22 protein-coding genes, 2 tRNA genes and 2 pseudogenes are annotated in these 24,762 nt (G+C 56.0%); 16 read left to right on the top strand and 10 right to left on the bottom strand.

Going from position 1 to position 24,762, the window contains the following annotated elements:
* The 4 genes and pseudogenes from VIN76_RS03665 to VIN76_RS03680 all read left to right on the top strand — a co-directional run.
* Window positions 1–250, top strand: a pseudogene (locus tag VIN76_RS03665) (hypothetical protein); the annotation flags it as partial.
* A gap of 128 nt (window positions 251–378) precedes the next feature.
* Window positions 379–849 (top strand): crossover junction endodeoxyribonuclease RuvC, encoded by a 471-nt coding sequence (gene ruvC, locus VIN76_RS03670; RefSeq protein ID WP_332040465.1) that lies wholly within the window; start codon window positions 379–381, stop codon window positions 847–849.
* A gap of 57 nt (window positions 850–906) precedes the next feature.
* On the top strand, window positions 907–1,512 hold the full coding sequence (gene ruvA, locus VIN76_RS03675; protein WP_332040466.1) for a Holliday junction branch migration protein RuvA: 606 nt from the start codon (window positions 907–909) through the stop codon (window positions 1,510–1,512).
* Window positions 1,509–1,910, top strand: coding sequence for a GFA family protein (locus VIN76_RS03680; RefSeq protein ID WP_332040467.1), 402 nt, complete (start codon window positions 1,509–1,511; stop codon window positions 1,908–1,910). Before ruvA ends, VIN76_RS03680 begins: the two co-directional genes overlap by 4 nt.
* Before the next feature lie 169 nt (window positions 1,911–2,079).
* Here the strand turns inward: VIN76_RS03680 and VIN76_RS03685 are convergent, their stop codons facing one another.
* Entirely contained in the window at window positions 2,080–2,394 is a 315-nt protein-coding gene (locus tag VIN76_RS03685; RefSeq protein ID WP_332040468.1) for a GIY-YIG nuclease family protein, read from the bottom strand.
* 43 nt (window positions 2,395–2,437) lie between these two features.
* Here VIN76_RS03685 and ruvB point away from each other — a divergent pair, with 43 nt between their 5' ends.
* Entirely contained in the window at window positions 2,438–3,487 is a 1,050-nt protein-coding gene (gene ruvB, locus VIN76_RS03690) for a Holliday junction branch migration DNA helicase RuvB (protein ID WP_414696271.1), read from the top strand.
* A 44-nt stretch (window positions 3,488–3,531) separates the two neighbouring features.
* On the opposite strand, the gene dapD is transcribed toward ruvB, so the two are convergent.
* The 4 genes from dapD to VIN76_RS03710 all read right to left on the bottom strand — a co-directional run bounded on the left by dapD (window position 3,532) and on the right by VIN76_RS03710 (window position 7,629).
* Window positions 3,532–4,368 carry a 2,3,4,5-tetrahydropyridine-2,6-dicarboxylate N-succinyltransferase gene (gene dapD, locus VIN76_RS03695; RefSeq protein ID WP_332040469.1) on the bottom strand — a complete coding sequence of 279 codons (837 nt, stop codon included), beginning with the start codon at window positions 4,366–4,368 and terminating at the stop codon, window positions 3,532–3,534.
* Window positions 4,369–4,388: 20 nt separating this feature from the next.
* A complete protein-coding gene (locus tag VIN76_RS03700) occupies window positions 4,389–5,057 on the bottom strand; it encodes a pyrimidine 5'-nucleotidase (RefSeq protein WP_332040470.1) in 669 nt (222 codons plus the stop codon).
* Between the two features lie 62 nt (window positions 5,058–5,119).
* A complete protein-coding gene (dxs, locus tag VIN76_RS03705) occupies window positions 5,120–7,048 on the bottom strand; it encodes a 1-deoxy-D-xylulose-5-phosphate synthase (protein ID WP_332040471.1) in 1,929 nt (642 codons plus the stop codon).
* Window positions 7,049–7,170: 122 nt separating this feature from the next.
* Entirely contained in the window at window positions 7,171–7,629 is a 459-nt protein-coding gene (locus VIN76_RS03710) for a Fur family transcriptional regulator (RefSeq protein WP_332040472.1), read from the bottom strand.
* A 581-nt stretch (window positions 7,630–8,210) separates the two neighbouring features.
* Here VIN76_RS03710 and VIN76_RS03715 point away from each other — a divergent pair.
* From VIN76_RS03715 to VIN76_RS03745, 7 genes are all read left to right on the top strand, one after another.
* The gene (locus VIN76_RS03715) at window positions 8,211–8,741 is read left to right on the top strand and encodes a CarD family transcriptional regulator (protein WP_332040473.1); all 531 of its coding nucleotides are present in this window, start codon (window positions 8,211–8,213) and stop codon (window positions 8,739–8,741) included.
* 504 nt (window positions 8,742–9,245) lie between these two features.
* Window positions 9,246–9,785 carry a hypothetical protein gene (locus VIN76_RS03720; protein WP_332040474.1) on the top strand — a complete coding sequence of 180 codons (540 nt, stop codon included), beginning with the start codon at window positions 9,246–9,248 and terminating at the stop codon, window positions 9,783–9,785.
* 142 nt (window positions 9,786–9,927) lie between these two features.
* Entirely contained in the window at window positions 9,928–10,680 is a 753-nt protein-coding gene (locus VIN76_RS03725; RefSeq protein ID WP_332040475.1) for a hypothetical protein, read from the top strand.
* A gap of 107 nt (window positions 10,681–10,787) precedes the next feature.
* Entirely contained in the window at window positions 10,788–11,606 is an 819-nt protein-coding gene (locus VIN76_RS03730) for a fimbrial biogenesis chaperone (protein ID WP_332040476.1), read from the top strand.
* Complete coding sequence (locus VIN76_RS03735) at window positions 11,603–14,281, top strand: hypothetical protein (RefSeq protein WP_332040477.1); 2,679 nt, start codon at window positions 11,603–11,605, stop codon at window positions 14,279–14,281. Before VIN76_RS03730 ends, VIN76_RS03735 begins: the two co-directional genes overlap by 4 nt.
* A gap of 9 nt (window positions 14,282–14,290) precedes the next feature.
* Window positions 14,291–15,214 carry a hypothetical protein gene (locus VIN76_RS03740; protein WP_332040478.1) on the top strand — a complete coding sequence of 308 codons (924 nt, stop codon included), beginning with the start codon at window positions 14,291–14,293 and terminating at the stop codon, window positions 15,212–15,214.
* A gap of 227 nt (window positions 15,215–15,441) precedes the next feature.
* A complete protein-coding gene (locus tag VIN76_RS03745) occupies window positions 15,442–15,855 on the top strand; it encodes a hypothetical protein (protein WP_332040479.1) in 414 nt (137 codons plus the stop codon).
* A gap of 39 nt (window positions 15,856–15,894) precedes the next feature.
* Here the strand turns inward: VIN76_RS03745 and VIN76_RS03750 are convergent.
* From VIN76_RS03750 to aroA, 5 genes are all read right to left on the bottom strand, one after another.
* Window positions 15,895–15,981 (bottom strand) — tRNA-Leu (locus VIN76_RS03750).
* Window positions 15,982–16,134: 153 nt separating this feature from the next.
* Window positions 16,135–16,416: an integration host factor subunit beta gene (locus VIN76_RS03755; RefSeq protein WP_332040480.1), complete on the bottom strand. Its 282-nt coding sequence runs from the start codon at window positions 16,414–16,416 to the stop codon at window positions 16,135–16,137.
* A gap of 319 nt (window positions 16,417–16,735) precedes the next feature.
* A complete protein-coding gene (gene rpsA, locus VIN76_RS03760; protein WP_332040481.1) occupies window positions 16,736–18,439 on the bottom strand; it encodes a 30S ribosomal protein S1 in 1,704 nt (567 codons plus the stop codon).
* A 215-nt stretch (window positions 18,440–18,654) separates the two neighbouring features.
* The gene (locus VIN76_RS03765) at window positions 18,655–19,290 is read right to left on the bottom strand and encodes a d(CMP) kinase (RefSeq protein WP_332040482.1); all 636 of its coding nucleotides are present in this window, start codon (window positions 19,288–19,290) and stop codon (window positions 18,655–18,657) included.
* Window positions 19,287–20,675: a 3-phosphoshikimate 1-carboxyvinyltransferase gene (gene aroA, locus VIN76_RS03770; RefSeq protein WP_332040483.1), complete on the bottom strand. Its 1,389-nt coding sequence runs from the start codon at window positions 20,673–20,675 to the stop codon at window positions 19,287–19,289. Before aroA ends, VIN76_RS03765 begins: the two co-directional genes overlap by 4 nt.
* Window positions 20,676–20,856: 181 nt before the next feature.
* Between aroA and VIN76_RS03775 the strand changes: the two genes are divergently transcribed.
* The 4 genes and pseudogenes from VIN76_RS03775 to VIN76_RS03790 form a co-directional block, all read left to right on the top strand.
* Window positions 20,857–21,183 carry a TIGR02300 family protein gene (locus VIN76_RS03775; protein ID WP_332040585.1) on the top strand — a complete coding sequence of 109 codons (327 nt, stop codon included), beginning with the start codon at window positions 20,857–20,859 and terminating at the stop codon, window positions 21,181–21,183.
* Between the two features lie 81 nt (window positions 21,184–21,264).
* A tRNA-Ala gene (locus VIN76_RS03780) sits at window positions 21,265–21,340 on the top strand.
* Window positions 21,341–21,522: 182 nt separating this feature from the next.
* Window positions 21,523–22,722: an NAD(P)/FAD-dependent oxidoreductase gene (locus VIN76_RS03785; protein ID WP_332040484.1), complete on the top strand. Its 1,200-nt coding sequence runs from the start codon at window positions 21,523–21,525 to the stop codon at window positions 22,720–22,722.
* A gap of 79 nt (window positions 22,723–22,801) precedes the next feature.
* Window positions 22,802–24,442 (top strand): annotated as a pseudogene (locus VIN76_RS03790) (DEAD/DEAH box helicase); the annotation flags it as partial.
* Window positions 24,443–24,762 lie beyond the last annotated feature (320 nt).

The following is a 24,762-nucleotide window of genomic DNA, read 5'->3' on the forward strand; positions in this document are numbered from 1 at the left end:
CCTTCCTTTTCAAGCTACTGGAGTTTTGCCGATGATCACCCTGATGCCGCTGCCCTTCGACAAGAGCGCCCTTGAACCGGCGATTTCTGCCGAAACCTTCGATTTCCACCACGGCCAGGCCGTCCTTGTAGTTGAGCGTCGAGAAGGCGACAAGCTGCGGGCGCGGCTGGAACAGTTCATCGGCAACTATCCCGAACTATTCGAGGAAGTGCGCGGGCGGACGGTGAGGGTTTTTTTGGTGGTCAATTGACGTGTCCTTCGGAAGCGTCACTCAAAAGCCCCTCCCCTTCAGGGGAGGGGTTGGGGTGGGGCATACCAAAACGGTCCTGGAACACTCCCCCACCCCCTGACCCCCTCCCCTGAAGGAAAGGGGGAAACATGATTATCCTTGGGCTGGACCCCGGATTGGGCACAACCGGCTGGGGCGTTATCAATGCCGAGGGCAACCGGCTGTCCCACATTGCCAATGGCCAGATAAAGACCGATCCGAAAATGGCGCTGGCCAGCCGCTTGCTGAAACTCGATCTGGAACTCACAGACCTTCTGCTGGAATATAGGCCGGAAGCAGCGGCGGTTGAGGAAGTTTTTGTAAACTCCAATCCGCAAAGCACGTTGAAGCTCGGACAGGCGCGCGGCGTTGTTTTGCTCGGCGCTTCGCGTACCGGCATTGATGTCGGGGAATATGCGGCGCGGGTTGTGAAAAAATCCGTGGTCGGCGTTGGCAAAGCGGACAAGGATCAGGTGCAGGCGATGATCAAAATACTGTTGCCGGGTGTGAAACTGACCGGGGCAGATGCCGCCGACGCACTGGCCGTGGCGATCACCCATGCCCACCATCGTAAACGCTAACGCGACCGGATTCCAGCTTTCGCTGGAATGACCTGATGCTTTTGGTTAACAGGGGATATGATAGCAAAACTCACTGGCATTATTGACGAAATCGGCACTGATAATATCGTGCTGGATGTGCAGGGCGTCGGCTATCTGGTCTTTGCCTCGTCGCGCACCATAGCCGCGATAGGCGGAGTTGGCGACGGCGCGACCATCTATACCGAGATGCAGGTATCGGAAACGGACATGCGCCTGATGGGCTTTGCCAGCGGGTCGGAACGCGACTGGTTCCGGCTGCTGGTTTCGGTGCAGGGTGTTGGCGGCAAGGTAGCGCTGGCGATCCTCTCCGCACTGGAGCCGGGCGAGATTTCCCGCGCCGTGGCCACGGGTGACAAGGCGATGGTCACGCGGGCCAATGGCGTCGGGCCAAAACTGGCGCTGCGGATTGTCAACGAACTGAAAGACAAGGTTGGGGCGATAGCGACCGACCCGATTGCGGGCGTAGGGGGGGCAATCCATGCGCCATCATCCAACAGCGCCGACGCCGTAAGTGCGCTGCAAAATCTGGGTTTCAAACCGGCAGAAGCCAGCGCCGCCGTGGCAGCGGCCGATGCCGAGGTCGGTGATGGCGCAACACTGGACGCGCTAGTGCGGCTTGCACTGAAAAAGGCGGCGAAGTGAGTCAGTCAAGAACAGCGAGTTGCCGGTGCGGGCAATTGGGCGCACGTTGCAGCGGTGAACCGGAAAGAGTGTCGGTTTGCCATTGCCTCGCATGTCAGAAACGCACGGGAAGTGCTTTTGCTGTTCAGGCACGTTATCTCATCGAGAACGTCACAATATACGGAGAGTCAAAAATCTGGGAGCGCCAAACGGATAGCGGCACTACGGCAACCTATCATTTCTGCGGCGAATGCGGCTCAACCGTATATTATCAGGCAGGTCCCTTTCCGGGAATGATAGCGATACCGGTTGGGGCCTTTGCTGATCCGGAATTTCCTGAACCATCTTTCTCGGTCTATGAGACGCGTCAACATAAGTGGGTTAAGCTGACAGCAAGTGGTATGAAGCATGATGAGTGATGTTGGGTGCTTCTCCTCAAAACAACCCACCCCCCGTCATGCTGAACTTGTTTCAGCATCCATCGTGAGAACGCCACAACCTGCGCAACTCGCAAAATGGACCCTGAAACAAGTTCAGGGTGACGGCGTTAATGGTTACGTATGGGAAGAGCGGGGCTAGCGAATGAAATCAGTCTTTAATCGACGGCAAACCAAGATTTACCGCCAAATCGACCCATTGCGGGTTTTCCGATTCAATCAAATTGATCTTCCATTGGCGGTGCCAGTTTTTCAGTTGCTTTTCGCGCGTGATCGCGGCCACCATATCGTCAAGCATTTCAAATCTGACGAGCCGATAGACTCCATATTCGGACGTATAGCCGGGGGTAAGTTTGCTGCGATGCTGGTAAAGGCGATTGAGCAGGTCCGAAGTTACGCCGATATACAACGTACCATACGGCTTGTTGGCCAATATATAGACGCAAGGTTGCTTGGTTTTCGGCATAGCCTGTTTATAGAATCACGATGGACCCTGAAACAAGTTCAGGGTGACGAGCTTTGAGGTATTGACCGTTACTGATAATCCGCATCTTACGCCGCAACGGCAACCGGAAGACATTGACGCCGCGCTGCGCCCGAAAACGCTCGATGAATTTGTCGGGCAAGAGGCGGCGCGTTCCAATTTGCGCGTGTTCATTGAAGCGGCAAAGGGGCGTAGCGAAGCGCTGGACCATGTGTTGTTTTTTGGTCCACCGGGATTGGGCAAGACCACGCTGGCGCAGATTATTGCACGCGAGCTGGGCGTTGGTTTTCGGGCGACATCCGGGCCTGTTATTGCAAAATCCGGGGATCTTGCCGCGCTGCTGACCAATCTGGAAGAAGGCGACGTGCTGTTCATTGACGAGATTCACCGGCTCAATCCGGTGGTCGAGGAAGTGCTTTATCCGGCGATGGAGGACCGTGCGCTTGACCTCATCATCGGCGAAGGCCCGTCGGCGCGTAGTGTCCGGATTGATCTGCCGCAATTTACCCTGATTGGCGCGACCACGCGGCAAGGGCTGCTAACCACGCCGCTGCGCGACCGTTTCGGGATTCCGGTGCGGCTTAATTTTTACAGCGTTGAGGAATTGGAAAAGGTGGTCCACCGTGCGGCCAGATTGCTTGGCCTTGATATCGCCCCCGATGGCGCGACCGAGGTTGCTCGCCGCGCACGCGGGACCCCGCGGGTTGCGGGCCGCCTGCTGCGACGGGTGCGTGATTTTGCCAATGTGGCAGGATCGGCCATCGTGGACCGGGAAACCGCCGATACGTCGCTCACCCGGCTGGAGGTGGACAGCATCGGCCTCGACGCCATGGACCGCCGCTATCTTCACATGATCGCTGATATTTACAAGGGCGGTCCGGTAGGTGTCGAAACGCTCGCCGCCGGTCTGTCCGAACCGCGCGACACGATCGAGGAAGTGATCGAACCGTATCTCATCCAGCTGGGTCTGATCGCGCGCACGGCCCGTGGCCGCGCGCTCAACGATCGCGGCTGGCAGCATTTGGGGCTGAAACCGCCTGCGGGGAAAGAAGTGGGCGGTGACCTGTTTGATTGAGCCCTTAATCCTCTCCCCTGAAGGGGAGAGGGTTTTAGAGTAGGTCAGTCTCGCAGCAGTTCGTTGATGCCGGTTTTAGAGCGGGTCTGCGCATCGACAGTTTTCACGATGACCGCGCAGTAAAGCGACGGACCGGGTGCGCCGTCAATATTGGTCTTGGCCGGGATCGCTCCGGGCACGACGACGGCATAGGGCGGAACTTCGCCAATATGGACTTTGCCAGTGGCGCGGTCGATAATCTTGGTAGAAGCACCCAGATACACACCCATGGACAGCACTGCACCTTCACCGACGCGGACGCCTTCGGCCACTTCGCTGCGTGCGCCGATGAAGGCGCCGTCACCGATAATTACCGGATCGGCTTGCAGCGGCTCCAGCACGCCGCCAATGCCCGCGCCGCCGGAAATATGGACGTTCTTGCCAATCTGGGCGCAGCTTCCCACCGTCGCCCATGTGTCAATCATCGCGCCTTCGTCGACAAACGCACCGATATTGACAAAGCTGGGCATCAACACGACGTTGCGCCCGATGTGGGAGCCATGGCGGACAATAGCGCCGGGAACCGCACGGAAACCGGCTTCGCGGAAACGGTTTTCGCCCCAGCCGGCAAATTTGCTGGGAACCTTGTCCCAATGGTTTGCGCCGCCGGGGCCTTCGATAATCTGGTTGTCGTTCAGCCGGAAAGACAGCAGCACCGCCTTTTTCAGCCATTGATTGACGACCCATTTGTCGCCCTGTTTCTCTGCAACACGGGCGCTGCCATCGTCGAGTTTGGCCAGTGCAGCGTTTACCGCATCGCGTTCCTCGCCCTGGCTATTGATATTCAGCGATTCACGCTTGTCCCAAGCAGTTTCAATGGCGGCAATCAAATTGGCAGTCATAATATTGCGTCTTTCCTGTTTTACTTGTTCAAATAGAGGCTGGACATCCAGCTTTCCAAATCGGGGATTTCATAGTCAATATAATCCGGTGCATGGCCGCGTGCGCCCCACTCCGAACGGGTGTTGACCCAGATGGTCGTCATGCCCAAATCTTTTGCCGGGCGCAAATTGCGCGCCATGTCCTCGACGAATAAGGCGCGGGCGGGATTGATGCCGCAGGTGGTGATAAGGCTGTGATAAGCCGCTTCTTCCGGTTTCGGGACAAGATTGGTGGCCAGCACGTCATGAATCCGGTCAAACAGGCCGCCAAGGCCGCGCTTTTCCAGAACCCGCTCTGCATAAGGCTTGTCGGCATTGGTGAAGACCAGTTTTTCGCCGGGAAGGGCGGCTATCGCGCTATAGAGTTCCGGTGAGTGTGTCAGTCTGCTCATGTCAATATCATGGACATAATCCAGAAAATCCTGCGGGTCGGTGCCATGATGGTGCATCAACCCGGCAAGGGTAGTGCCATGATCGTGGAAATAGCTTTTCTGTATCCGGCGCGCTTCGACAGGGTCGCAGTGCAGAGCCTGTGCAATATATTCGCCCATCTTAATATCGATCAGGGAAAAAAGATCGCTTTCCGCCGGATAAAGGACGTTATCGAGATCAAAGATCCAGTGATCGATATGGGCAAATTCTGGTAGCATCGGCAAAGCGCCTAATCACTCCGCTGCATTACGGCAAGCGCTGATCGTCAAATGGCCAAAGGCTATGCCCGCGCGCCTTTTTCTTCTACGCTCGCGCTGTTATGCCGCAACGCTTTCAGCACGGTATCGACAATACCGTCGGCATCCAGCCCCGCTTCGGCATATTGGGCCTCCGGTTTGTCCTGATCCTGGAATATATCCGGCAAGCGCATGGTGCGGATTTTCAGCCCTGTGTCGGTCAGCCCGGCATCAGATGCCATCGTCAGGACATGCGCGCCAAGTCCGCCAATCGCCCCCTCTTCAAGGGTGATAGCAACCTCATGGCTGGTCAGTAATTTGCGAATCAGTTTTTCATCCAGCGGCTTGGCAAAGCGCATATCCGCGACCGTAGTGCTAAGCCCCTTGGCATCCAGGCGATCTGCGGCCTTCATGGCTTCCCCCAACCGGGTGCCAAGCGACAGGATGGCAACCTTGGTGCCTTCGCGCACAATCCGACCTTTACCAATTTCCAGCTTTTCTAGTTTTTCGGGGATGGGGACGCCCGTGCCATTCCCGCGTGGATAGCGGAATGCAATCGGCCCATCGTCATATTCCGCAGCGGTATAGGTCATGTGGGCAAGCTCTGCCTCGTCAGCGGCGGCCATCACCACCATGTTAGGAAGGGTCGCAAGATAGGTAATGTCAAAGCTGCCGGCATGGGTGCTGCCATCCGCTCCGACCAGTCCGGCCCGGTCAATCGCAAAGCGCACGGGTAGATTCTGGATCGCAACATCGTGCACGACCTGGTCATAAGCCCGTTGCAGGAAAGTCGAATATATCGCGGCAAACGGACGCATCCCCTGCGCGGCCAGCCCTGCGGCAAAGGTCACGCCATGCTGTTCGGCGATCCCGACATCAAAAGCACGGTCGGGATGGGCCTTTGCAAATTTGTCCACGCCGGTTCCTGATGGCATGGCTGCGGTAATCGCACAGATGCGCGGATCAGTGTCGGCCAGCTTGGCGAGCGTTTCGCCAAAGACATTCTGGTAAGCGGGCGGGCCGCCGCCCGGCCCCTTGTCCTGTTTGCCCGACACGACATCAAATTTGGCCACACCGTGATATTTGTCGGCAGCTTCTTCGGCAAATTTATAGCCTTTGCCTTTTTCGGTTACGACGTGGATCAGGCAGGGGCCTTCCGCTGCATCGCGGACATTTTCCAATACCGGGATCAAATGCTCCAGATTATGGCCGTCAATCGGGCCGACATAATAGAAGCCAAGCTCTTCAAACAAGGTCCCGCCCATCGTCATGCCGCGCGCATATTCATCCGTTTTGCGTGCCGCGTCGTGGAGCGATTTGGGCAATTTGCGGGCAAACCGCCGGGCCAGTTCCCTTATGCCAAGAAATTCGCGGCTGGACACAATCCGCGCCAGATAAGCGGACAGCCCGCCCACGGGCGGTGCAATCGACATATCATTGTCGTTCAGGATTACGACCAGCCGGTTGCCCGCGATCGACGCATTGTTCATCGCTTCATAAGCCATGCCCGCGCTCATCGCCCCGTCACCAATGACAGCAATTCCCCGCCCCGGTGCGCCTGTCATTTTATTGGCGACGGCAAAGCCCAGCGCCGCGCTGATCGAGGTGGAGCTGTGCGCTGCGCCAAAAGGATCATATTCGCTTTCGCTGCGCTTGGTAAAACCGGAAAGTCCCCCGCCCTGACGCAATGTGCGAATACGGTCGCGGCGACCGGTGATAATCTTGTGCGGATAACATTGATGGCCGACATCCCAGATCAGGCGATCTTCGGGCGTATTAAACACGTAATGGATAGCAGTGGTCAGCTCGACCACGCCGAGTCCTGCGCCCAGATGGCCGCCCGTAACCGAAACCGCGTCAATGACTTCAGCCCGCAATTCATCTGCAAACTGGCGTAACTGCTCCGGTTCCAGCCGGCGCAGGTCCGCTGGCAAGGACACTGTATCCAGAAGTGGTGTTTTCGGACCTGACATATTGTCTCCTGTTTCACCCTGACTTTAGCGATATTGGCCGGGTATGTCGAACTTTCAGCAGAAAGCTCCTTAAAATATCAATCTCTATATTTGCTGGTTGTGTAATTCCCGGAAATGCGGCTTCATCCGCACTTCTGGCAGATACCGCGCACCTCGATCACCGGACGGATCGACTTGAAACCCTGTTCCCGTGCAACAGCGCGAACCTTTGATGATAAGCTATCATCATCAATATGGGTTGCCTCTCCGCATGTGTCACAGACAAGGAAAATACAATCATGTTCACAGCCGGGGTGGCTATTGGCCAGATAGGCATTGGCGCTTTCCACCCGCATGGCAAGGTTGGTTGTCACGAACAGGTCAAGAATGCGGTAAACGCTATTGGGCGCAACACGCTTGCCGCGCGCAGCCGAAACCAGCTCTGCTATGTCATAGGCAGAGGCCGGGCGCGAAAAACCGGAAAGCGCCTCAAATATAGCGGCGCGCGTGTCTGTCCATTTCTCGCCAGCCGCCTCCAGATTATGGCGGGCAGCATCGGCAAGAGATTCGCCGTGATGCTCATGATGCTCATGTTTTCCCATAAATGTAATTTAGGGATGTTGGCGGGGGAGGGCAAGTTTAATGAAATTTATTGAAACCTCAGGCGCCGGGCGGATTTTTTTTTGGACCTCAGGCGCCGGGCGGGCGCATCCGCGCCCTTGGCTTTCCTCGCATAAGCTCGGGCGCGCGGTCGCGCTTGCCTCGCTTCGCTCGGTTCGGCGCTCCCTCGAAGGGGTGCACAAGAGCGCAACCTAAAGAATATTCACCAGGCCGACGCGAAGCGGAGGCAAGGCCGACCGGCCGCCGCGCCTTATGGCGCGTAGCCAAGGGCGCGGATGCGCCCGCCCGGCGCCTGAGGTAAAACAAAGACTCCCCGGCGCTTGAGGTCCAAAAAATCCGCTGCGTGTGTTATAGTAAATATCTTCAACTATTCCCCTCAACCGTGCCATAAAAACAACAATAATTGCTTTTTTGTGTCGAATCTGTTAACACTGTTGACGGTAAGCGGCTGGGCACTGGGGTGTTTGGTCGTTATATGTATGAACAAAAGGGTTTTTTCGTCGGGTTTTGAATCATTTAACCGGAATAATCCTTCTCTTCCTTCAAGAAAGAAAGGTTTTTTATGGCTGCAAATACGCTGTCCTTTGATGTGGGCGATTATGTTGTTTATCCTAAACACGGTGTCGGCCGGGTAATTGAACTGCAAAATGAAGAAATCGCTGGCATGCAACTTGAGCTTTACGTTCTGCGCTTTGAAAAAGAGCGTATGACATTGCGTGTGCCCATGAACAAAGCGGAAGGCGTCGGCATGCGCAAGCTGTCTTCCGACAAGACGCTGAAGGAAGCGCTGGAAACACTGAAGGACAAGCCCAAGGTCAAACGCTCCATGTGGTCGCGCCGTGCGCAGGAATATGAAGCGAAGATCAACTCCGGTGATCTGGTGTCCATCGCGGAAGTTACACGCGATCTGTTCCGTGCGGATGACCAGCCAGAGCAAAGCTATTCCGAGCGTCAGATTTTTGAAGCGGCATCCAGCCGCCTGGCCCGTGAGCTTGCCGCTATGGAGGAAACCGACGAGCCGACAGCTCTCGCGAAAATTCTGGAAATCCTGAATATTGCCGCACCGCAATATTATGAGGTCAAGGAAGCCTGATTTCCGCCAACCGGTTTTCAAATCCGATATCAAAAGGGCCGTCCTGAAAAGGGCGGCCTTTTTTTATGGACTTTGGGTAGAGCCCACGGTGTGTGGGTGCATGGGCTGCCTTAAGAGAATCACGCCCTTCACCGAATCGTTTTTCTATCGATTCGCCCCTATTTCGCTGCCTTTGCAGCCCTCAAATCCGTAAAAACCGATTAACCCTTTATAGTGGTTTGTCCCATTTCCGGACACTCGCAACATTGGACTGGTATCTGTTTTTCAGGCGTTTACCATTAGAACCATTGCAGGCTCAAGGTTACAGGGAAAGCCGCCCTCTGCGGGGCAAAGGAGTTTCAACCGGGCATATGATTTTCGGACTAGCTAAATCCGTATTTCCGCATTATTAACGTTGCATTAACAATATTTGGGGTGAGTCGGGTCGTGACTCCCACAGGAATTAAGCGAGGACGTTGAGCTCACCAGGGTCCTTGGCGACGCAAGTAGTTATGAGGGGCACTCATGCGATTTTTATTTTCGGCGAAAGCCGGGGTGGCGTTAGCCGCGTTGACTCTAGTCACGCCTGCTTTCGCCAACGAAATAGAAAGCGCGCGTTCATTTGACATCGCTGTCAGCGGGTCGATCAGCCAATATTGCGCCATGGGCACAATTGCCGACATGGACTTTGGTAATCTTGAACGTCGGGGACTAAGTCGCCAAACGCCGGTTGCATTTAGTTGCAACATGCCATTCACGATGACCATCAATGGTGAGAGCGGTGCGTTGACGCACACGACTATGCCAGGTGGTCAGGGGCCTTTTGGCGGTAAGCTTCCCTATTCGTTATCCATTGAACTGCCTGTGCGCCACCCGGCGCGGCAGGTGCTCACCAAATCTTTTAGCAGCCAGCAGTTACAGGCCGGCGGCGTTATTTCCAGCAACGGCGGCATTGCCACAGATGGCATGATCCTGGGCGTTGAGCTTGGCTTGCCTTCGGGTGAAGCCGGATTGCTGGCCGGAGAATATTCGGAGGTGATCACGATCACGGTCTCTCCGATCTGAGATTCGTTTGCGGGAATGATCCAGCAAACGGAATTACGCCGGAAGGGTAGGCATCGATGCCCCTCTGGTTTGCGACCCACCCGATGCGAACGAAAGGCCGTGACCCATTAACAGGGGGCGGTCATATAAAAGGAATGAAGTCATGAAAAATATCCTATCCGGCGCAGTTGCCGCTATCGCTCTCGTAGCCATCTCGGCTCCTGCAGCAGCACAGACAAACGAACGTCACTATGCAAGCCCAGGTCCGATTCCGTACCAGTTGACCAACCCCGGCTTTTTGGGGACCATTGCTGGTGAACTCGGCGTACTCGCTCAAGTTGGAACGCGCTACACCGCGCAGGCTGATGCACCTGGCGATACCGAAACCGCTACACCAACCGTCAGCGTTGTGTTTAACCTGTCCGGTTCAGTCAACAAGGACTGTTCTTTCTACTCAGGCAACACACCTTCTGCACGTAACATCGACTTTGGTGTTATCGGCGTTCGCACCGGCAACAACGAGAATGTTAACGATGCGTTCGAAATGACTGGCCCTGCGGTTGCCAATATCGAATCGTTGACCGCTGGTTGTAACTTCAACAACGAAGTTGAAATCTCGAAAGACGATATTCGCGGTCTCGTGAACACTGCTCCTGGTGGTTTTGATACCAACCAGTTCCAGGCGAACATCCCTTACAGCGTAGCAGCTCAATGGACGGGCGTTGCTCTGAACAACCAGGCTGCTGGTACGCCTCAGTCTCTGACTGTTGCAACCACTGCTAACGCTGCTCAGAAGCAGCAGGGTGCATGGCGTTCTGATATGCAGATCGACATCGTTGCTCCTGCAGTAACCGCTAAAGGTCTGGTCGCTGGTACCTATGAAGGCGTCACGACCCTGACACTGCGCGCACTTTAAGCAGTATGAACTTTGAGAGAAGGGGGAAGAAAGTTTCTTTCCCCTTTTCTTAACTCTTTTGTGAAATACGCTTAAAAAATCTGGTAAAAATATTGGGGGCAAAGTTAATGACGTTTTTGACGATATTGGGGCGGCGTGCGCGTGCTTCAGCATTATTGTTTGTCGCGGCTTTGGCTCTGACAGTCCCGGCGCTGAACAGTCCGGCCTACGCCATGCGCGTTTCTCCCATGGTTGTTGAAATGGAATCCCGCGGGACAGATGCCACTGCCCGTATCGAGGTGCAGAATATCAATCCCGGCAATCTTGCTTTCGAAACCCGCGTGTTCCGGATGGCGATCGATGCAGAGGGAGAGATTACCGAAACACCCGCCGATGAAGATTTCCTGATATTCCCGCCGCAAGGCGTCTTGCCCGCCGGTGGCCGGCAAGTGGTCCGTCTGCAGTGGCTTGGCCCCGCAGAACCGGATAAGTCACAATCCTATTATGTATCCGTTGAACAGTTGCCTGTTAAACTGGATCCGGTTGCTACCGAGCAGATCGGGGCGCAGGTGCAGATCCTCTATAATATGCGTGCGCTGGTTGTTGTCGCTCCTCCGGGTGCAAAACCCGATGTGTCTGCGACCAAGGTAGAGCAGGTTTTTTACCAGCCGCCCACACCGCCCGGTGCAGCGGAGCAGCCCGAAATGCAGGACGGGGTTGCCGTCACCCTAACCAATACCGGTCGGCGTCACGCCATGATGGCCAACTTTTCCTGGCAACTGGTTGGCACTGACAAGGACGGCAAATGGCTCCGGGTCGATGTTTCGCCCGAAGAACTGACACGTGCAGTGGGCACGGGCTATGTCCCGGCTCAGGGTGAACGTATCTTCCGCCTGCCAATTCCAGGATTCGGTCCCGGACCGATCAAGTTAACGTTCGGCCAATGAAGCGCAGATTCCTATTATGCACTGCCGCGCCATTGGCATTATGGTCCGGCAGCGCAATTTTTTCACACGGAGCCGCCGCGCAGGTAACGATTCCGTTGCCGAGCGCACCCGGCTCCGCTCCCCAGACTGGCACACCCGCGACTATCCCCCTTCCACAGCCCGATACAGGACCTGAGACGCCGTCTGATTCGGGGCCTGAACCAACACCCGCACCACCGGCTCAGGAACCGATAGCCCCGCAATATCCGATTGGCCCCCACGGTCGTCCGGACATAAACCCTTATGACCGCGACATTGACATGACGGTGCCGCTGACGTTCCAGAGCAGCAGCCTTGGCGAAGTGCCATTGCGGTTGACCGCAGATGACCGGTTCCTGATCGAATCGGAAACATTTCTCCGGCTGATGAAGTCTGTGCTGAACGATCCCGCGCATGTCGAATTAAGCACGAAATTGGCGAATCTGTCCGAATTCGGGCAGGAGGATCTGGAAGAAACCGGCGTCGCGCTGACCTATGATCCCAGCACCTTGGCGGTTGTCGTGGTCGAGGTTGCACCGGAACAACGCGCCATCCGGGATTTATTTGCCCCGCCGCGCGATGATATCAGCGACGTCTCTTTGCAGCCTGCCACCTTGTCCGGTTATCTGAATATCAGCGCGTCTGGTGTGTATATCTGGGAAAGTGATGAAAGCATGGACCCGCCGACGATCAACTTTGACGGAGCCGTGCGCCTTGGCCCCGTGGTGTTCGAGGGTGATGCCCAGATTGGCCAGCAATTCAGCCTTAGCGGCGATTCATACAAGCTGACCCGCAACTATGCGCGGCTGGTTTATGATGAGCCAGAGGATTACCGCCGCTGGTTTTTAGGTGATCTGGATCCCGAAATCCGCGGACAGCAAGCCTTTGTCTCGATGGGCGGCGTCGGTGTCCTGCGCCAGAGGCGGCGGTTTAACGCCTTCCGTTCCGCAGTATTGCAGTCCAATCGTCAGCTCATTCTCCAGCGCGATTCAACCGTGCGCTTTTTGCGTAACGGCTCGCTTTACCGGGAAATCCGGCTGCAACCGGGACGTTATGATTTTAGCTCGCTGCCGCTGATTGCAGGCAGCAATGATATCGACATCCAGGTAATCGATAATACCGGGGCCGTGCAGGATCTGTCCTATTCGCAATATCTCGATCCGATTGATCTCGACCCCGGCGATCATGAATATGGCGCGTTTTTCGGCCCGACGAGCAAGCGTTTCGGACGCGCGCCGGATTATCGCGGGCCGATTGCGTTTAGCGGCTTTTTCCGCAAGGCCTTTCTCGACGCTCCCGCCATCGGTGTTGGTCTTCAGGCCAGCAAGGATGTGCAGATGCTCACCGGTCAGACCCAATTTGTATTGGGTAATGGTGGACGGGTGCTATTCGATGGCGGTGTCAGCCATTCCAAAATCGCCGGTGAAGGATTTGCAGGCGGCGTCAGCTACGAACATTATATCGACCGCGGCGGCCTGGCCGACAGTTTCACGATCCGGGCCGATTATGTGTCGGGTGATTTTTCGTCCCTGAACAATCTGGAAGGGGTCAACACGACATCCTTGACGGCTTCTGTCCAATATACCCGTCAGTTCAATCTGAAATTCCTGACCACTTCGACAGCAACCTACCTTAAAGGTCGCGGCAATGTGGGGGACAGCTATCGCCTTGGCACTACGGGCTATTACCGACTGAACCGCGAATGGACGTTCAGGGCGGGTGTCGATTACGCGAAATATCCGTCATCCCTTACACGGGGAAGCGGTTTCAGCGTATCTGCCGGGTTAGTGTACCAGCCGGATTACCGCCGCAGGGCCGAAGCACGTTATGAAAGCCGCGATAATATCAAGGAACTGTCCTATAACCAGAGCGGCCTGAACCAGCTTAACAGCGTCGGTTTCGGGGCCGTTGTCGCTCATGAAGACAATAATTCGCGCGCGCAGGGCTATGCTTCTTATTCCGCCAACCGTTTTGACGCGTCGGTAAGCCATGCCAGCTTCGGGCCAAGCATTTCTGACTTTGGTCAGGTCAATGCGACTTCGGTGCGGGTTGGCACGACATTGGCTTTCGCAGACGGAATGTTCGGTATCGGGCGGCGGATTAACGACAGCTTCATGCTGCTTTCCGCGCACGAAAATCTGGGCGACCGCAGCGTGGTTGCGGGGCAATCGCTGGCCGAGAATAATTATATCAGTAAAAGCGGCGCTCTGGGATCGGCGGTTAACAACTTCCTCGGTTCCTACTCGACCCAGTCGGTCCAATATGATGTGGAAGACCCGCCATCGGGTTATGATACCGGTCCCGGCGTATTTCGTGTATATCCACCCTATAAGAGCGGTTACGCGGCGCGTATTGGCACGGATGCCTTTGTCAGCGCGATGGGCACGCTGGTGCTTGGCCCGGACAAGCCTGTTTCGCTTATCGGCGGGCGCGTGAACCTGCTGGATGTGGAAGAAGGGGAGAACCCGCAACCGGTTCCGTTCTTCACCAATTCGGTCGGGCGTTTCGCGATTGCGAACCTGTTGCCGGGCCGACGTTATCAGGTGGAAACATATGGGCCAAATGGCACGATTGACAAAAGTTTTGAATTCACTGTTCCGGCCGACACGGATGGTCTTGTAAAACTCGGTACCGTCCGGCCAGGCATGAAAAAATAGGAGACACCAATGCTGCGCCCATTTTTGACTTTCCTTGCAGCTTCTGTGGCTGCGCCGGTTATGGCGCAGGGGCCTGCCATTCCCAACGGGCAGTCCACCGACTGTCTGCTTCGCGTTAATCCGACTCCGTCAAGCTGGATCATAAAGGGGCATGACCCGTTTTCCGGCACCATTCCGGAAGGGACATTTGGCGTGACCTTCATCAATGAAGGCGGGGCAGAGTGCCGCTTCACACCCAGATTTGAACTTAACCCGCCGCCGTTCGGACTGTCGAAAGGCACAGGACGCCCGGTTGCATATTCGCTTGTGAACCTGACTGACACGCGGGATGTGACGCCCCGTGCAGGGCGATCCGTTGCCTTTGCATCACAGAGCGAAATGGAACTCAAGCCGCGCGAATCGCGTTCGATATTATATAAGCTTGTCGCGGACCCTGCCCATATAAGCGGTTCCGGTACCTTCACGCAGGATGTGACGCTGGAGGCGCAGGACAAGCAGTTTCGCTCCCTCGGCGGCGCGCCTTTGGTTTTGGGCTTGAATGTATTGCCGTCTGCGCGGATCGGTCTTTCGGGCACCTATACGATGAACGACGGACAGGCGTTCGTTAATCTGGGGGAATTGAAAGAAGGCGTTGCGCCTTTGCTCCTCAACCTGCTGGTCAGCAGCACGGGCGACTATGATATTCTGGTCAGCTCGGCCAATTCCGGCCAGCTTCGCTTGGGGTCGAGCCAGTGGTCCGTGCCCTATTCGATTGCCATTGGCGGCACAGGGGTCAATCTGGCTGGCCCACGCACTGTTTCAGGGACTTCCAAATCGAGAAGGCCGGGCCTTATCCGCGATGCGTTACCCATAGATTTTATCATCGGTGATGTGTCGAAAAAGCGTGCCGGCGTTTATAGTGACGTGATATCGGTTACGGTAACCGCGCGCTAAGCTGCTCTGGTACTTAATCTGCTTTCCCGTCAGGTCTGAGCCGGTCTAGGGACGACTCCGGTCGATAGGCGTGGGGGCTCGCCAATAACGCTCTTTTCCCCGTTCCCATGCCGCTGCGCCCCGAAGTAGCGCTTAATAGTTAGCGCGTCGTTAACTTTAGCCGTTGACGATAGTTTCAATGCATTCTGCCAAATTGCTCTCATCAGAAATGAATTGAGGGCACTGAAATGGCGAAGAAACTGATTAGCGCGGTGGTGGTAGTAGCGGCAGCTACGATGGCGACCAGTGCAGTTGCAACAAGCTCCATGAGTTTTAACCTGCGGGCTCACGTTCCCGTCACTTGCGGGGTTCAGCATAACCCGGCCGGCACTGGATTTGCCGGAAACACCGTCAATCTGGGCCAGCTGCGCGAATATTGCAATGCGCCGAACGGATATCAGCTTGAGGTCCGCTACAGCCCCAACAGTTTGCGCGGCGTAAGGTTGAACTTCGGCAATGAAAGCGTGATGCTTGATGGTTCCGGCTTTGCCACAATTCCGGGGGCAGTTGGTCCCAAGATCCAGACCCGTCCGCTTTCGGCGCAACTGGGTGATGGCGGTTTTGACGCACAGGAACTTCAGGTCGCAGCCATAGCGAACTGAGTGAAACTGAAGAATATTACAGAAACATCACTCTAAAGCTGGTGCGGACGGCGGGACTCGAACCCGCACACCCGTTTCGGATAGCAGATTTTAAGTCTGCTGCGTCTACCATTTCGCCACGTCCGCACCGGCATATTCAGCTCTGGGCTGAATGGACTTTCGACAAGCATTATTGCACGCAGCAGGTCAAGTGCTGAGATGCCGAAATTGAATTTTTTCGATTCTTTTGCCGGTATTTGACCGCTTTAGTCGCCATCCGGCCCGATATAGCCCTTGTATCTAACCCTTGTTGAGGCGTTCCCGGATTTCTTTTCCGGGTTTGAAATAGGGCACGCGCTTGGCCGGAACCTCTACTGATTCCCCTGTGCGCGGGTTGCGGCCGATACGTGGCTGGCGCTGACGGGTGGAAAAAGCACCAAAGCCGCGCAGCTCTACCCGACCGCCTTCTGCCAGTTTCTGGGTGATCTGGTTAAAGAACAGATCAACAATTTTCTCAATTTCATCTGGCTTTAAATCAGGGTTTTCTTCGGCCAGTTTCTCAAGCAGTTCAGAACGTATCATGAGCGTGCCTTTCCTATTGTGGAGCAACCACATAATTCAAGCTTTTCACTTCCCGTTCACAACTTCAGAACAGAAGAGCACAATATAGGGATACTGACAGAAAACCTTCATGTTTTCAATGGTCTTTGGATGACTGATTGCAATTCGCCCCGCATTGGGACGTATTGATCTTATTCCGGTGCATATTCCCGTATAGATTTCCGTGCCCGTATGTCTCCACTGGGGTCGCATATGCGCCGGACCAACGAAAAAGCCCGCCCCCCTTTGCGAAGGAGGCGGGCTTTTTCTTGTAACTTTACCGGGCCGATGCCCGCTAAGTTCAGTCGTCTTTTTTCTTGAGCGCTTCGCCCAGAATATCGCCGAGGCTTGCACCGGAATCGGTGGAACCGAATTGTTCGACAGCCTGTTTCTCTTCGGCCAACTGGTGGGCTTTGATCGAGAAGTTCGGCTTTTTGGAACGGTCGAAACCGATAACCATTGCGTCGACTTTCTGGCCAACCTGGAAACGGTCAGGACGCTGTTCGTCACGGTCACGGCCAAGGTCGGAGCGTTTGATGAAGCCGGTGGCACCATCGTCGCCAACCTGTACTTCAAGGCCGCCATCACGGACTTCAAGCACGGTAACCGTGGTGACAGAACCCTTCTTGAGGCCGCCGGTATCGGTACCGCCAACCGCAGGAGCACCCTTTTCAAGCTGCTTCATGCCAAGGGAAATGCGCTCTTTCTCAACATCAATGTCAAGGACGATTGCTTTAACCTGTTCGCCTTTATGGTGCAGGTTCAGCGCGTCTTCACCAGAAATGCCCCATGCGATGTCGGACATGTGAACCATGCCGTCAACGTCACCTTCGAGCCCGACAAACAGGCCGAATTCGGTAGCATTCTTGACTTCACCTTCGACAGTGCTGCCAACCGGATGGGCATCGGCAAAGTCGGTCCACGGGTTGGACTGAGCCTGTTTGAGGCCCAAGGAGATCCGGCGTTTTTCGGTATCGACTTCGAGGACGATGACATCGACTTCCTGCGAAGTGGAAACGATTTTGCCAGGGTGGACGTTTTTCTTGGTCCAGCTCATTTCGGAAACGTGGACAAGGCCTTCAATGCCGGGTTCCAGTTCCACAAACGCACCATATTCGGTGATGTTGGTGACAGAGCCGGTCAGTTTCGTGCCAACGGCATATTTCTCGGAAGCGGAATCCCATGGATCGCTTTCAAGCTGTTTCATGCCCAGGGAAATACGCTGTGTTTCCTTGTTGATCTTGATGATCTGGACTTTCAGCGTGTCGCCGATGTTAATCATCTCGTTGGGATGATTGACCCGTTTGTAGCTGAGATCGGTGACGTGGAGCAGGCCATCAATGCCGCCCAGGTCAACAAACGCGCCGTAGTCGGTGATGTTTTTCACAACGCCTTCGATCACTTGGCCTTCAGCCAGCGATTCGATCAGGCCCGAACGCTGTTCTGCGCGGGTTTCTTCAAGGATGGCGCGGCGTGATACAACGATATTGCCACGCTTGCGGTCCATTTTCAGGATCTGGAAAGGCTGTGAAATGTCCATCAGCGGGGTCACGTCGCGCACGGGGCGGACATCGACCTGGCTACCGGGAAGGAAAGCTACAGCGCCATCAAGATCGACAGTGAAGCCGCCTTTGACACGTCCGAAGATGATGCCGTCAACGCGGTTGCCTTCATCATATTCTGTTTCCAGCTTGTCCCATGAAGCTTCGCGGCGTGCGCGGTCGCGCGACAGCATGGCTTCACCGTTCACATTTTCGATGCGGTCCACATAGACTTCGACTTCATCGCCAATGTTCAGATTTGCTTTTTGACCGGGAGCAGCAAATTCACGCAGCGCTACACGGCCTTCAGATTTCAGTCCAACATCAATGACAGCCATGTCATTTTCGATGCCGACAACGGTGCCTTTAACCACGCGGCCTTCAAAGCCCTGGTCTTCACCGCCAATTGATTCGTTTAGTAATGCCGCAAAATCATCGCGACTGGGAAATGCCGTAGAGGCCATATAAGTTCCTTAATAGTCATTTTTTCGGGCCAAGCGGTTGGTTCCGCTGGTCTTGGACCAAAACATGATTGCCACCGAATGCAGCAGTCATATCCAGCAGAAAACCGCCATTTTGGCTATATGCGAAAGATTGAGCCGCAAACGAAAAAGCTGCGCCAAAGTCAGGGCGGCTATTTATCGCCCCGTCTTGCGCACCCCGTTATCTGCTATGCCGGTTATTTAAAACTCCGGCGGCTTATCTTCTCATTCACCAAGGCAATTGCCTGTTGGATGGCGTCGCCTATAGTCAAATCGGTCGTATCAAGCAAGTCCGCATCTTTGGCCGGTTTCAGCGGTGCCGTCGCCCGGCTTCGATCCCGTTCGTCGCGTTTGCGGATGTCGGCCAGTATGACATCAAAATTAACAACCTCTCCGCGCCGCTCCATTTCCTTGAACCGGCGTAGTGCCCGCGCGTCGGCTGAGGCGGTTACGAACAGCTTTACGTCTGCATCAGGTGCAATCTCCGTTCCGATGTCGCGCCCGTCAAGCACGGCGCCCCCCGGTTGATAGGCGAAATCTACCTGGCGCTTGTGAAGTGCGGCGCGCACTTGCGGATGAACCGATACCCGGCTCGCCAGTCCGCCGACCGCTTCGCTGCGCAAAGCCGGATCGCCCAGCAAAGCGGTATCAAAATTACAGGCCGCCAGCGCATCGGCGGGATTATCCGCATCTGCGCCATTTTCCCTGACTGTCCAGCCGACGGCGCGGTAAAGCAGGCCGGTATCCAGAAAGGGTAAAGCGAAATGTTTCGCCAATTCCTTGGAAATAGTGCCTTTGCCAGAGGCGGTAGGGCCATCGACGGCGATGATCACGGGGCTTTACCCTGCGATTCGCTTTGTAACGCAGCCAGCAGATCGGTAAATCCGGGGAAGCTGGTTTCTGTCGGGCTCATATCGTCCACGCGCACGCCGGTTTGCGTAACCAGCCCTGCAATCGCAAAGCTCATGGCGATGCGGTGATCCAGCGCGGTTTTGATCGCTCCGGCATCCGCTTTCGCCGCCAGCGGCTTTCCGCCGCTTCCGGTTATGACCAGTCCATCCGGATTCTCTATCACCTGGGTGCCCAGCATCATCAGCCCTTCGGCCATTTGCGACAGGCGGTCCGATTCCTTGACGCGCAGCTCAGACAGGCCGGTGGTAGTTGTCTGGCCTTCTGCCAGAGCGGCGGCGATGAACAGGATGGGGAATTCGTCGATCATGCTCGGCGCAATATCGGCGGGAACATCTATGCCGGTCAGTTTGCTATGTTTTACATGGATATCCGCGACCGGCTCACCGCCAACCGTGCGCCGGTTTTCAAAGCGGATATCGCCGCCCATTTGCTGAAGCACAGTGAACAGACCGGCGCGGGTTGCGTTGATCCCGACATTTTCAACCACAATTTCCGATCCCGGAACCAGCAGAGCCGCGACCACCGGAAAAGCAGCGGAAGACGGATCGCCCGGCACGGTAATATTCTGCGGCTGCAATTCCGCTTCCCCGACGAGCGATATGACTCGGTTATTCTGTCCGTCCGTCTCGACCGATATATCCGCGCCAAAGCCTTTCAGCATGGTTTCGCTATGGTCGCGTGTGGGAACAGGTTCGATCACGCGGGTAATGCCGGGCGTATTCAATCCGGCCAGCAGGATCGCCGACTTCACCTGTGCAGAGGCGACGGGCAGGCGGTATTCCATCGGTACAGCAGGGCAAAGGCCGCGCACCGTCAAGGGCAGGCATGCCTGGCCATTGGTGGTCATCCTTGCAGTAAAATCCGCCCCCATGGCAGAGAGCGGATCAATCACCCGGCCCATCGGGCGCTTGGAAAGGCTGGCATCGCCAAGGAAAGTCACGCTGATATCGTGGGAGGCAACCAAGCCCATCAACAAACGCACAGACGTGCCGCTATTGCCCAGATCAATGGCCGTTTCCGGCTGCATCAAGCCGCCGACTCCAACCCCGTGAACGGTCCACAAGGCGTCGCCCTGTTCGATTCTGGCCCCCATGGCGCGCAGGGCCGCTGCGGTGGCCAGCACATCTTCCCCTTCTAGCAGGCCGCGAATCTCGCTTTTGCCGACGGCAAGGGCAGAGAGAATCAGCGCGCGGTGCGAAATGGATTTGTCGCCCGGCACGGTTATCCTGCCGGTTAACGGGCCTGTTGGAGAGAAGGTGGCTGTTTGTACGTCCACTGTTATCCTGTCTGTTGTTTTCTGGGTCATTTACGGGTTTCTTATAGGGGCGCACATGGGTTAAATCATGCATGATTCGTTTCGGGATGTGAAACGGCTTTTGACAGCGCGGCTCAGCTATGGCAAGGCGCGGCCCCATTGTTTGATCGATTCTGCAAATCTTGTGAACGGTCATTATATATTACTGACAAATAAGGATTTGGAACCAGCCATGGTGAAGCCAGAATGGGGCACAAAGAGAACCTGCCCAAAATGCGGAACACGTTTTTACGATTTGGGCAAAGAAGACCCGGCGACCTGCATTGAATGCGGCGAAACATGGGTGCCGGAACCCGGCCTGAAATCCAAGCAGCCCATGCCATTCGAAGATTCTGTGAAGAAAGATTCGAAAAAAGAAGACGAAGTTGCCGATGATGATCTGGATATCGACATTGATGACGATGATCCGTCACCGGATAACGAAGTCGATCTGGGCGGTGATGACGATTTGGGAGTCACCAAAGGCAAGGGCGACGACGACGATAATGCCGAAACATAATCGGTAAATGTAATTTTGATGCAGCAAGCATCAATTGATGCTTGCAAAATGCGGTGCGCTTGGATTAAACGCGCCGCATAAGGGGCCTTAGCTCAGCTGGGAGAGCGCTTCGCTGGCAGCGAAGAGGTCAGCGGTTCGATCCCGCTAGGCTCCACCAATTTTTCGGATAAGTGCCGGTCCGCCGGACCGGCACCCGAAAAATTCCCCCAAATAATAAGATTGCGCAAGCGAAGGGTGTAACGCGCCAACTTAAACGGCGTTACAAGCAGTCATATAGCATCCCCCCTCCCACAAAATCACTTGCCAACCTTTAGCTTTGGCGCAGGATGGCATTAGATCATGACGAACAGCCCGACTTCATATGATGCCATCATTCTTGGCGCTGGCGGTGCCGGGTTGATGTGTGCGGCGGTTGCCGGGCAGCGGGGGCGCAAGGTGTTGCTCATCGACCATGCCGACGAACCGGGAAAGAAAATCCTGATTTCAGGCGGCGGCCGGTGTAATTTTACCAACATTCATACGGCGGCCGACCGGTATCTTTCCGCCAACAGGCATTTCGCCAAATCGGCGCTCAGCCGCTATACGGCGCAGGATTTTATCGCGCTGGTTAACCGGCACGGCATTGCCTGGCACGAAAAAACGCTGGGCCAGCTCTTTTGTGACGGTTCGGCCAGGCAGATTGTGGCGATGTTGCTGGATGAATGTCCGGATGATGCCGTGACCTTGTCTCTGGGGCACTCAATCACCGGTATCAGCCACCGGGACGCCCATTATCATGTCGAATATGGCGGCAAAAGCGCGGCCGCGCCGTCGCTGGTTATCGCAACCGGCGGGCCTTCTATTCCGAAAATGGGCGCAACCGGCTTTGCCTATGACATTGCGCGGCAATTTGGGTTGAGAGTGGTTGAGCCGCGCCCCGCGCTTGTTCCGCTCACCCTTGGCGGGGAGGAAACGCTGTTCCGCTCGTTATCCGGTGTGTCCGCGCCGGTCATTGCAAGCTGCGGAAAGACCGCGTTTCGGGAAGCGGCGCTGTTCACGCACAAGGGGCTGTCCGGTCCGGCGATATTGCAAATATCATCCTATTGGCGGCACGGCGAACCGGTCAGCGTCAATTTCCTGCCCGATTGCAAGCCGGACTGGCTCATAGAGTTGAAGCGTGAGAAACCCCGCCTTTCGCTGAACCGGGCGATGACCGAACGCCTGCCCACCCGATTGTCGGAAACGCTGATGGAGCGGATCGGGCTATCGGGGGATTCGGGGGCAGGAGAGCTCGGCAATCTGGCTGATCGCAAGCTGGAAGAGGCCGCGCGGCGATTGTCCGATTGGCGCTTTATGCCAAATGGCACAGAAGGTTACGCCAAGGCGGAAGTCACCGCTGGCGGGATCAGCACGGGCGAACTCTCGTCCAAAAATATGGAAGCTAGGCAAATGCCGGGTTTATATGCTATTGGCGAGGCGGTTGATGTTACCGGATGGCTCGGTGGCTATAACTTTCAATGGGCTTGGGCTAGTGGCTGGGCCGCCGCACAAACTCTATAGATACACGATATATTATCACAGACCGCAGGTAATTGGCATTTCCGCGCGGCTTTAAACTTTTGCCACGGAACGGATTTTCATGCCTTTTACTACACTTCCCCCGCTTCTTGCCGAAGCGCTCGCAGAACACGAATATGACAAACCCACAGCCGTTCAGGCCGCTGTGCTTGACCCTGAAACCGCCGGGCGGGATCTTATCGTGTCGGCGCAAACCGGTTCGGGAAAGACGGTCGCATTTGGTTTGGCGATGGGGCCACAGATGCTGGACGACAACGGGCGTTTCCCGTTTCTGGTTGAACCTTTGGCTTTGGTCATTGCGCCAACCCGCGAACTGGCTTTGCAGGTCAGCCGTGAATTGACGTGGCTATACCAGCCGGCGGGCGCGCAGATTGCGACCTGTGTCGGCGGTATGGATGCGTCCAAGGAACGGCGTTCATTGCGCCGCGGCGCGCATGTCATTGTCGGAACGCCGGGCCGTTTGCGCGACCATCTGGAACGCGGAGCGCTGGACCTTAGCAAGCTGAGAGCCGTGGTGCTCGACGAAGCGGATGAAATGCTCGACATGGGCTTTCGTGAAGATCTGGAAGAAATACTGGACGCGACGGGCGAAGAGCGCCGGACGCTGTTATTTTCCGCAACCATGCCAAAGCCGATTGTCGCTCTGGCCAAGCGTTACCAGAATGATGCGCTGCGAATCTCCACCGTTGGCGAAGATCGCGGGCATGGCGATATTGCCTATCAGGCGATTACGGTCGCGCCTGCGGATACCGAAAATGCTGTGGTCAACCTGCTGCGCTATTACGAAGCGGAATCGGCGATGCTGTTCTGCGGAACCCGTGATGCGGTGCGGAGACTCCACGCCAGCCTGGTTGATCGCGGGTTCAGTGCGGTTGCACTGTCGGGTGAGCATAGCCAAAGCGAACGTAACCAGGCGATGCAGGCGCTGCGCAGCAAACGCGCGCGCGTTTGTGTGGCCACCGATGTGGCGGCACGCGGGCTTGACCTGCCGACGCTCAGCCTCGTGATCCATGTTGAAATTCCCCGCGATGCAGAGACATTACAGCACCGTTCAGGGCGTACTGGCCGTGCCGGTAAAAAGGGGACGGCGGTTATCATCGTGCCTTATCAGCGCCGCAAGCGCGTTGAATCCATGCTACGCGGAGCGAAAATCAATGCGGAATGGAAAGAAGTGCCGACACGCGCGGATATCCGGAAAAATGACGCCGACCGCCTGATCGAAGCTTTGATGCAGCCGGTCGAGATTGACGAGGACGATATGGAACTCGCCAAGCGTCTGATGGCTGAAAAGACACCGGAAGAAATTGCCGCGATGCTGGTCCAGTCCCATCGTGCCAAAATGCCTGCGCCCGAACAGATGCTGGACCGCGGTGCGCAGTCGCAGCCAGCAGCCAGCGGCCCGCGTCCCGGCTTTGAGGATACTGTCTGGTTCAAAATGGATGTCGGCCATAACCAGCGCGCCGATGCCCGCTGGATTTTGCCGGTGCTTTGCCGCCGCGGTCACATCACCAAGAATGAAATCGGTGCGATCCGGATCAATGGCGATGATACATTGTTCGAAATCCCGCGCCGCGTGGTGGACAAGTTCACCGCGGCCATTGCGGAAAAGCGCGAGGCCGGAGGCGATGATACAGACGACATCAACATCACCCAGTTTGAAGGCAAGCCGCGCGACGAAGCAAAGCGCAATCGCAAAGGCGGACGCCGCGACAATGCCGGTAGCGGCTTTGGCGGTGAGGGCCGTGATTACAGCAATGCCAGCAAGAAATTTGGCGGCAAGAAATTCGGTTCCAAGAAATTCGGTGATCGCAAATCCGGCGGCGGCGACTCTGGCGGGCGCGATTTTGGCGGCAAGAAGCCCTATGGCAAAAAATCCGAAGACGGCGGCAAGCCTTATGTAAAACGCAAGCCTTCCGGTGATCGCGAAGGCGGCTTTGAAGGTCGCAGCGAAGGTCGCAGCGAAGGCCGCAGTGAAGGGGGCGGAAAACGCGAATTTGGAGAGGGCTTTAAAAAGAAGCCCGG

The sequence above is a fragment of the Parasphingorhabdus sp. genome, from assembly GCF_036568145.1.
GTDB lineage: Bacteria > Pseudomonadota > Alphaproteobacteria > Sphingomonadales > Sphingomonadaceae > Parasphingorhabdus.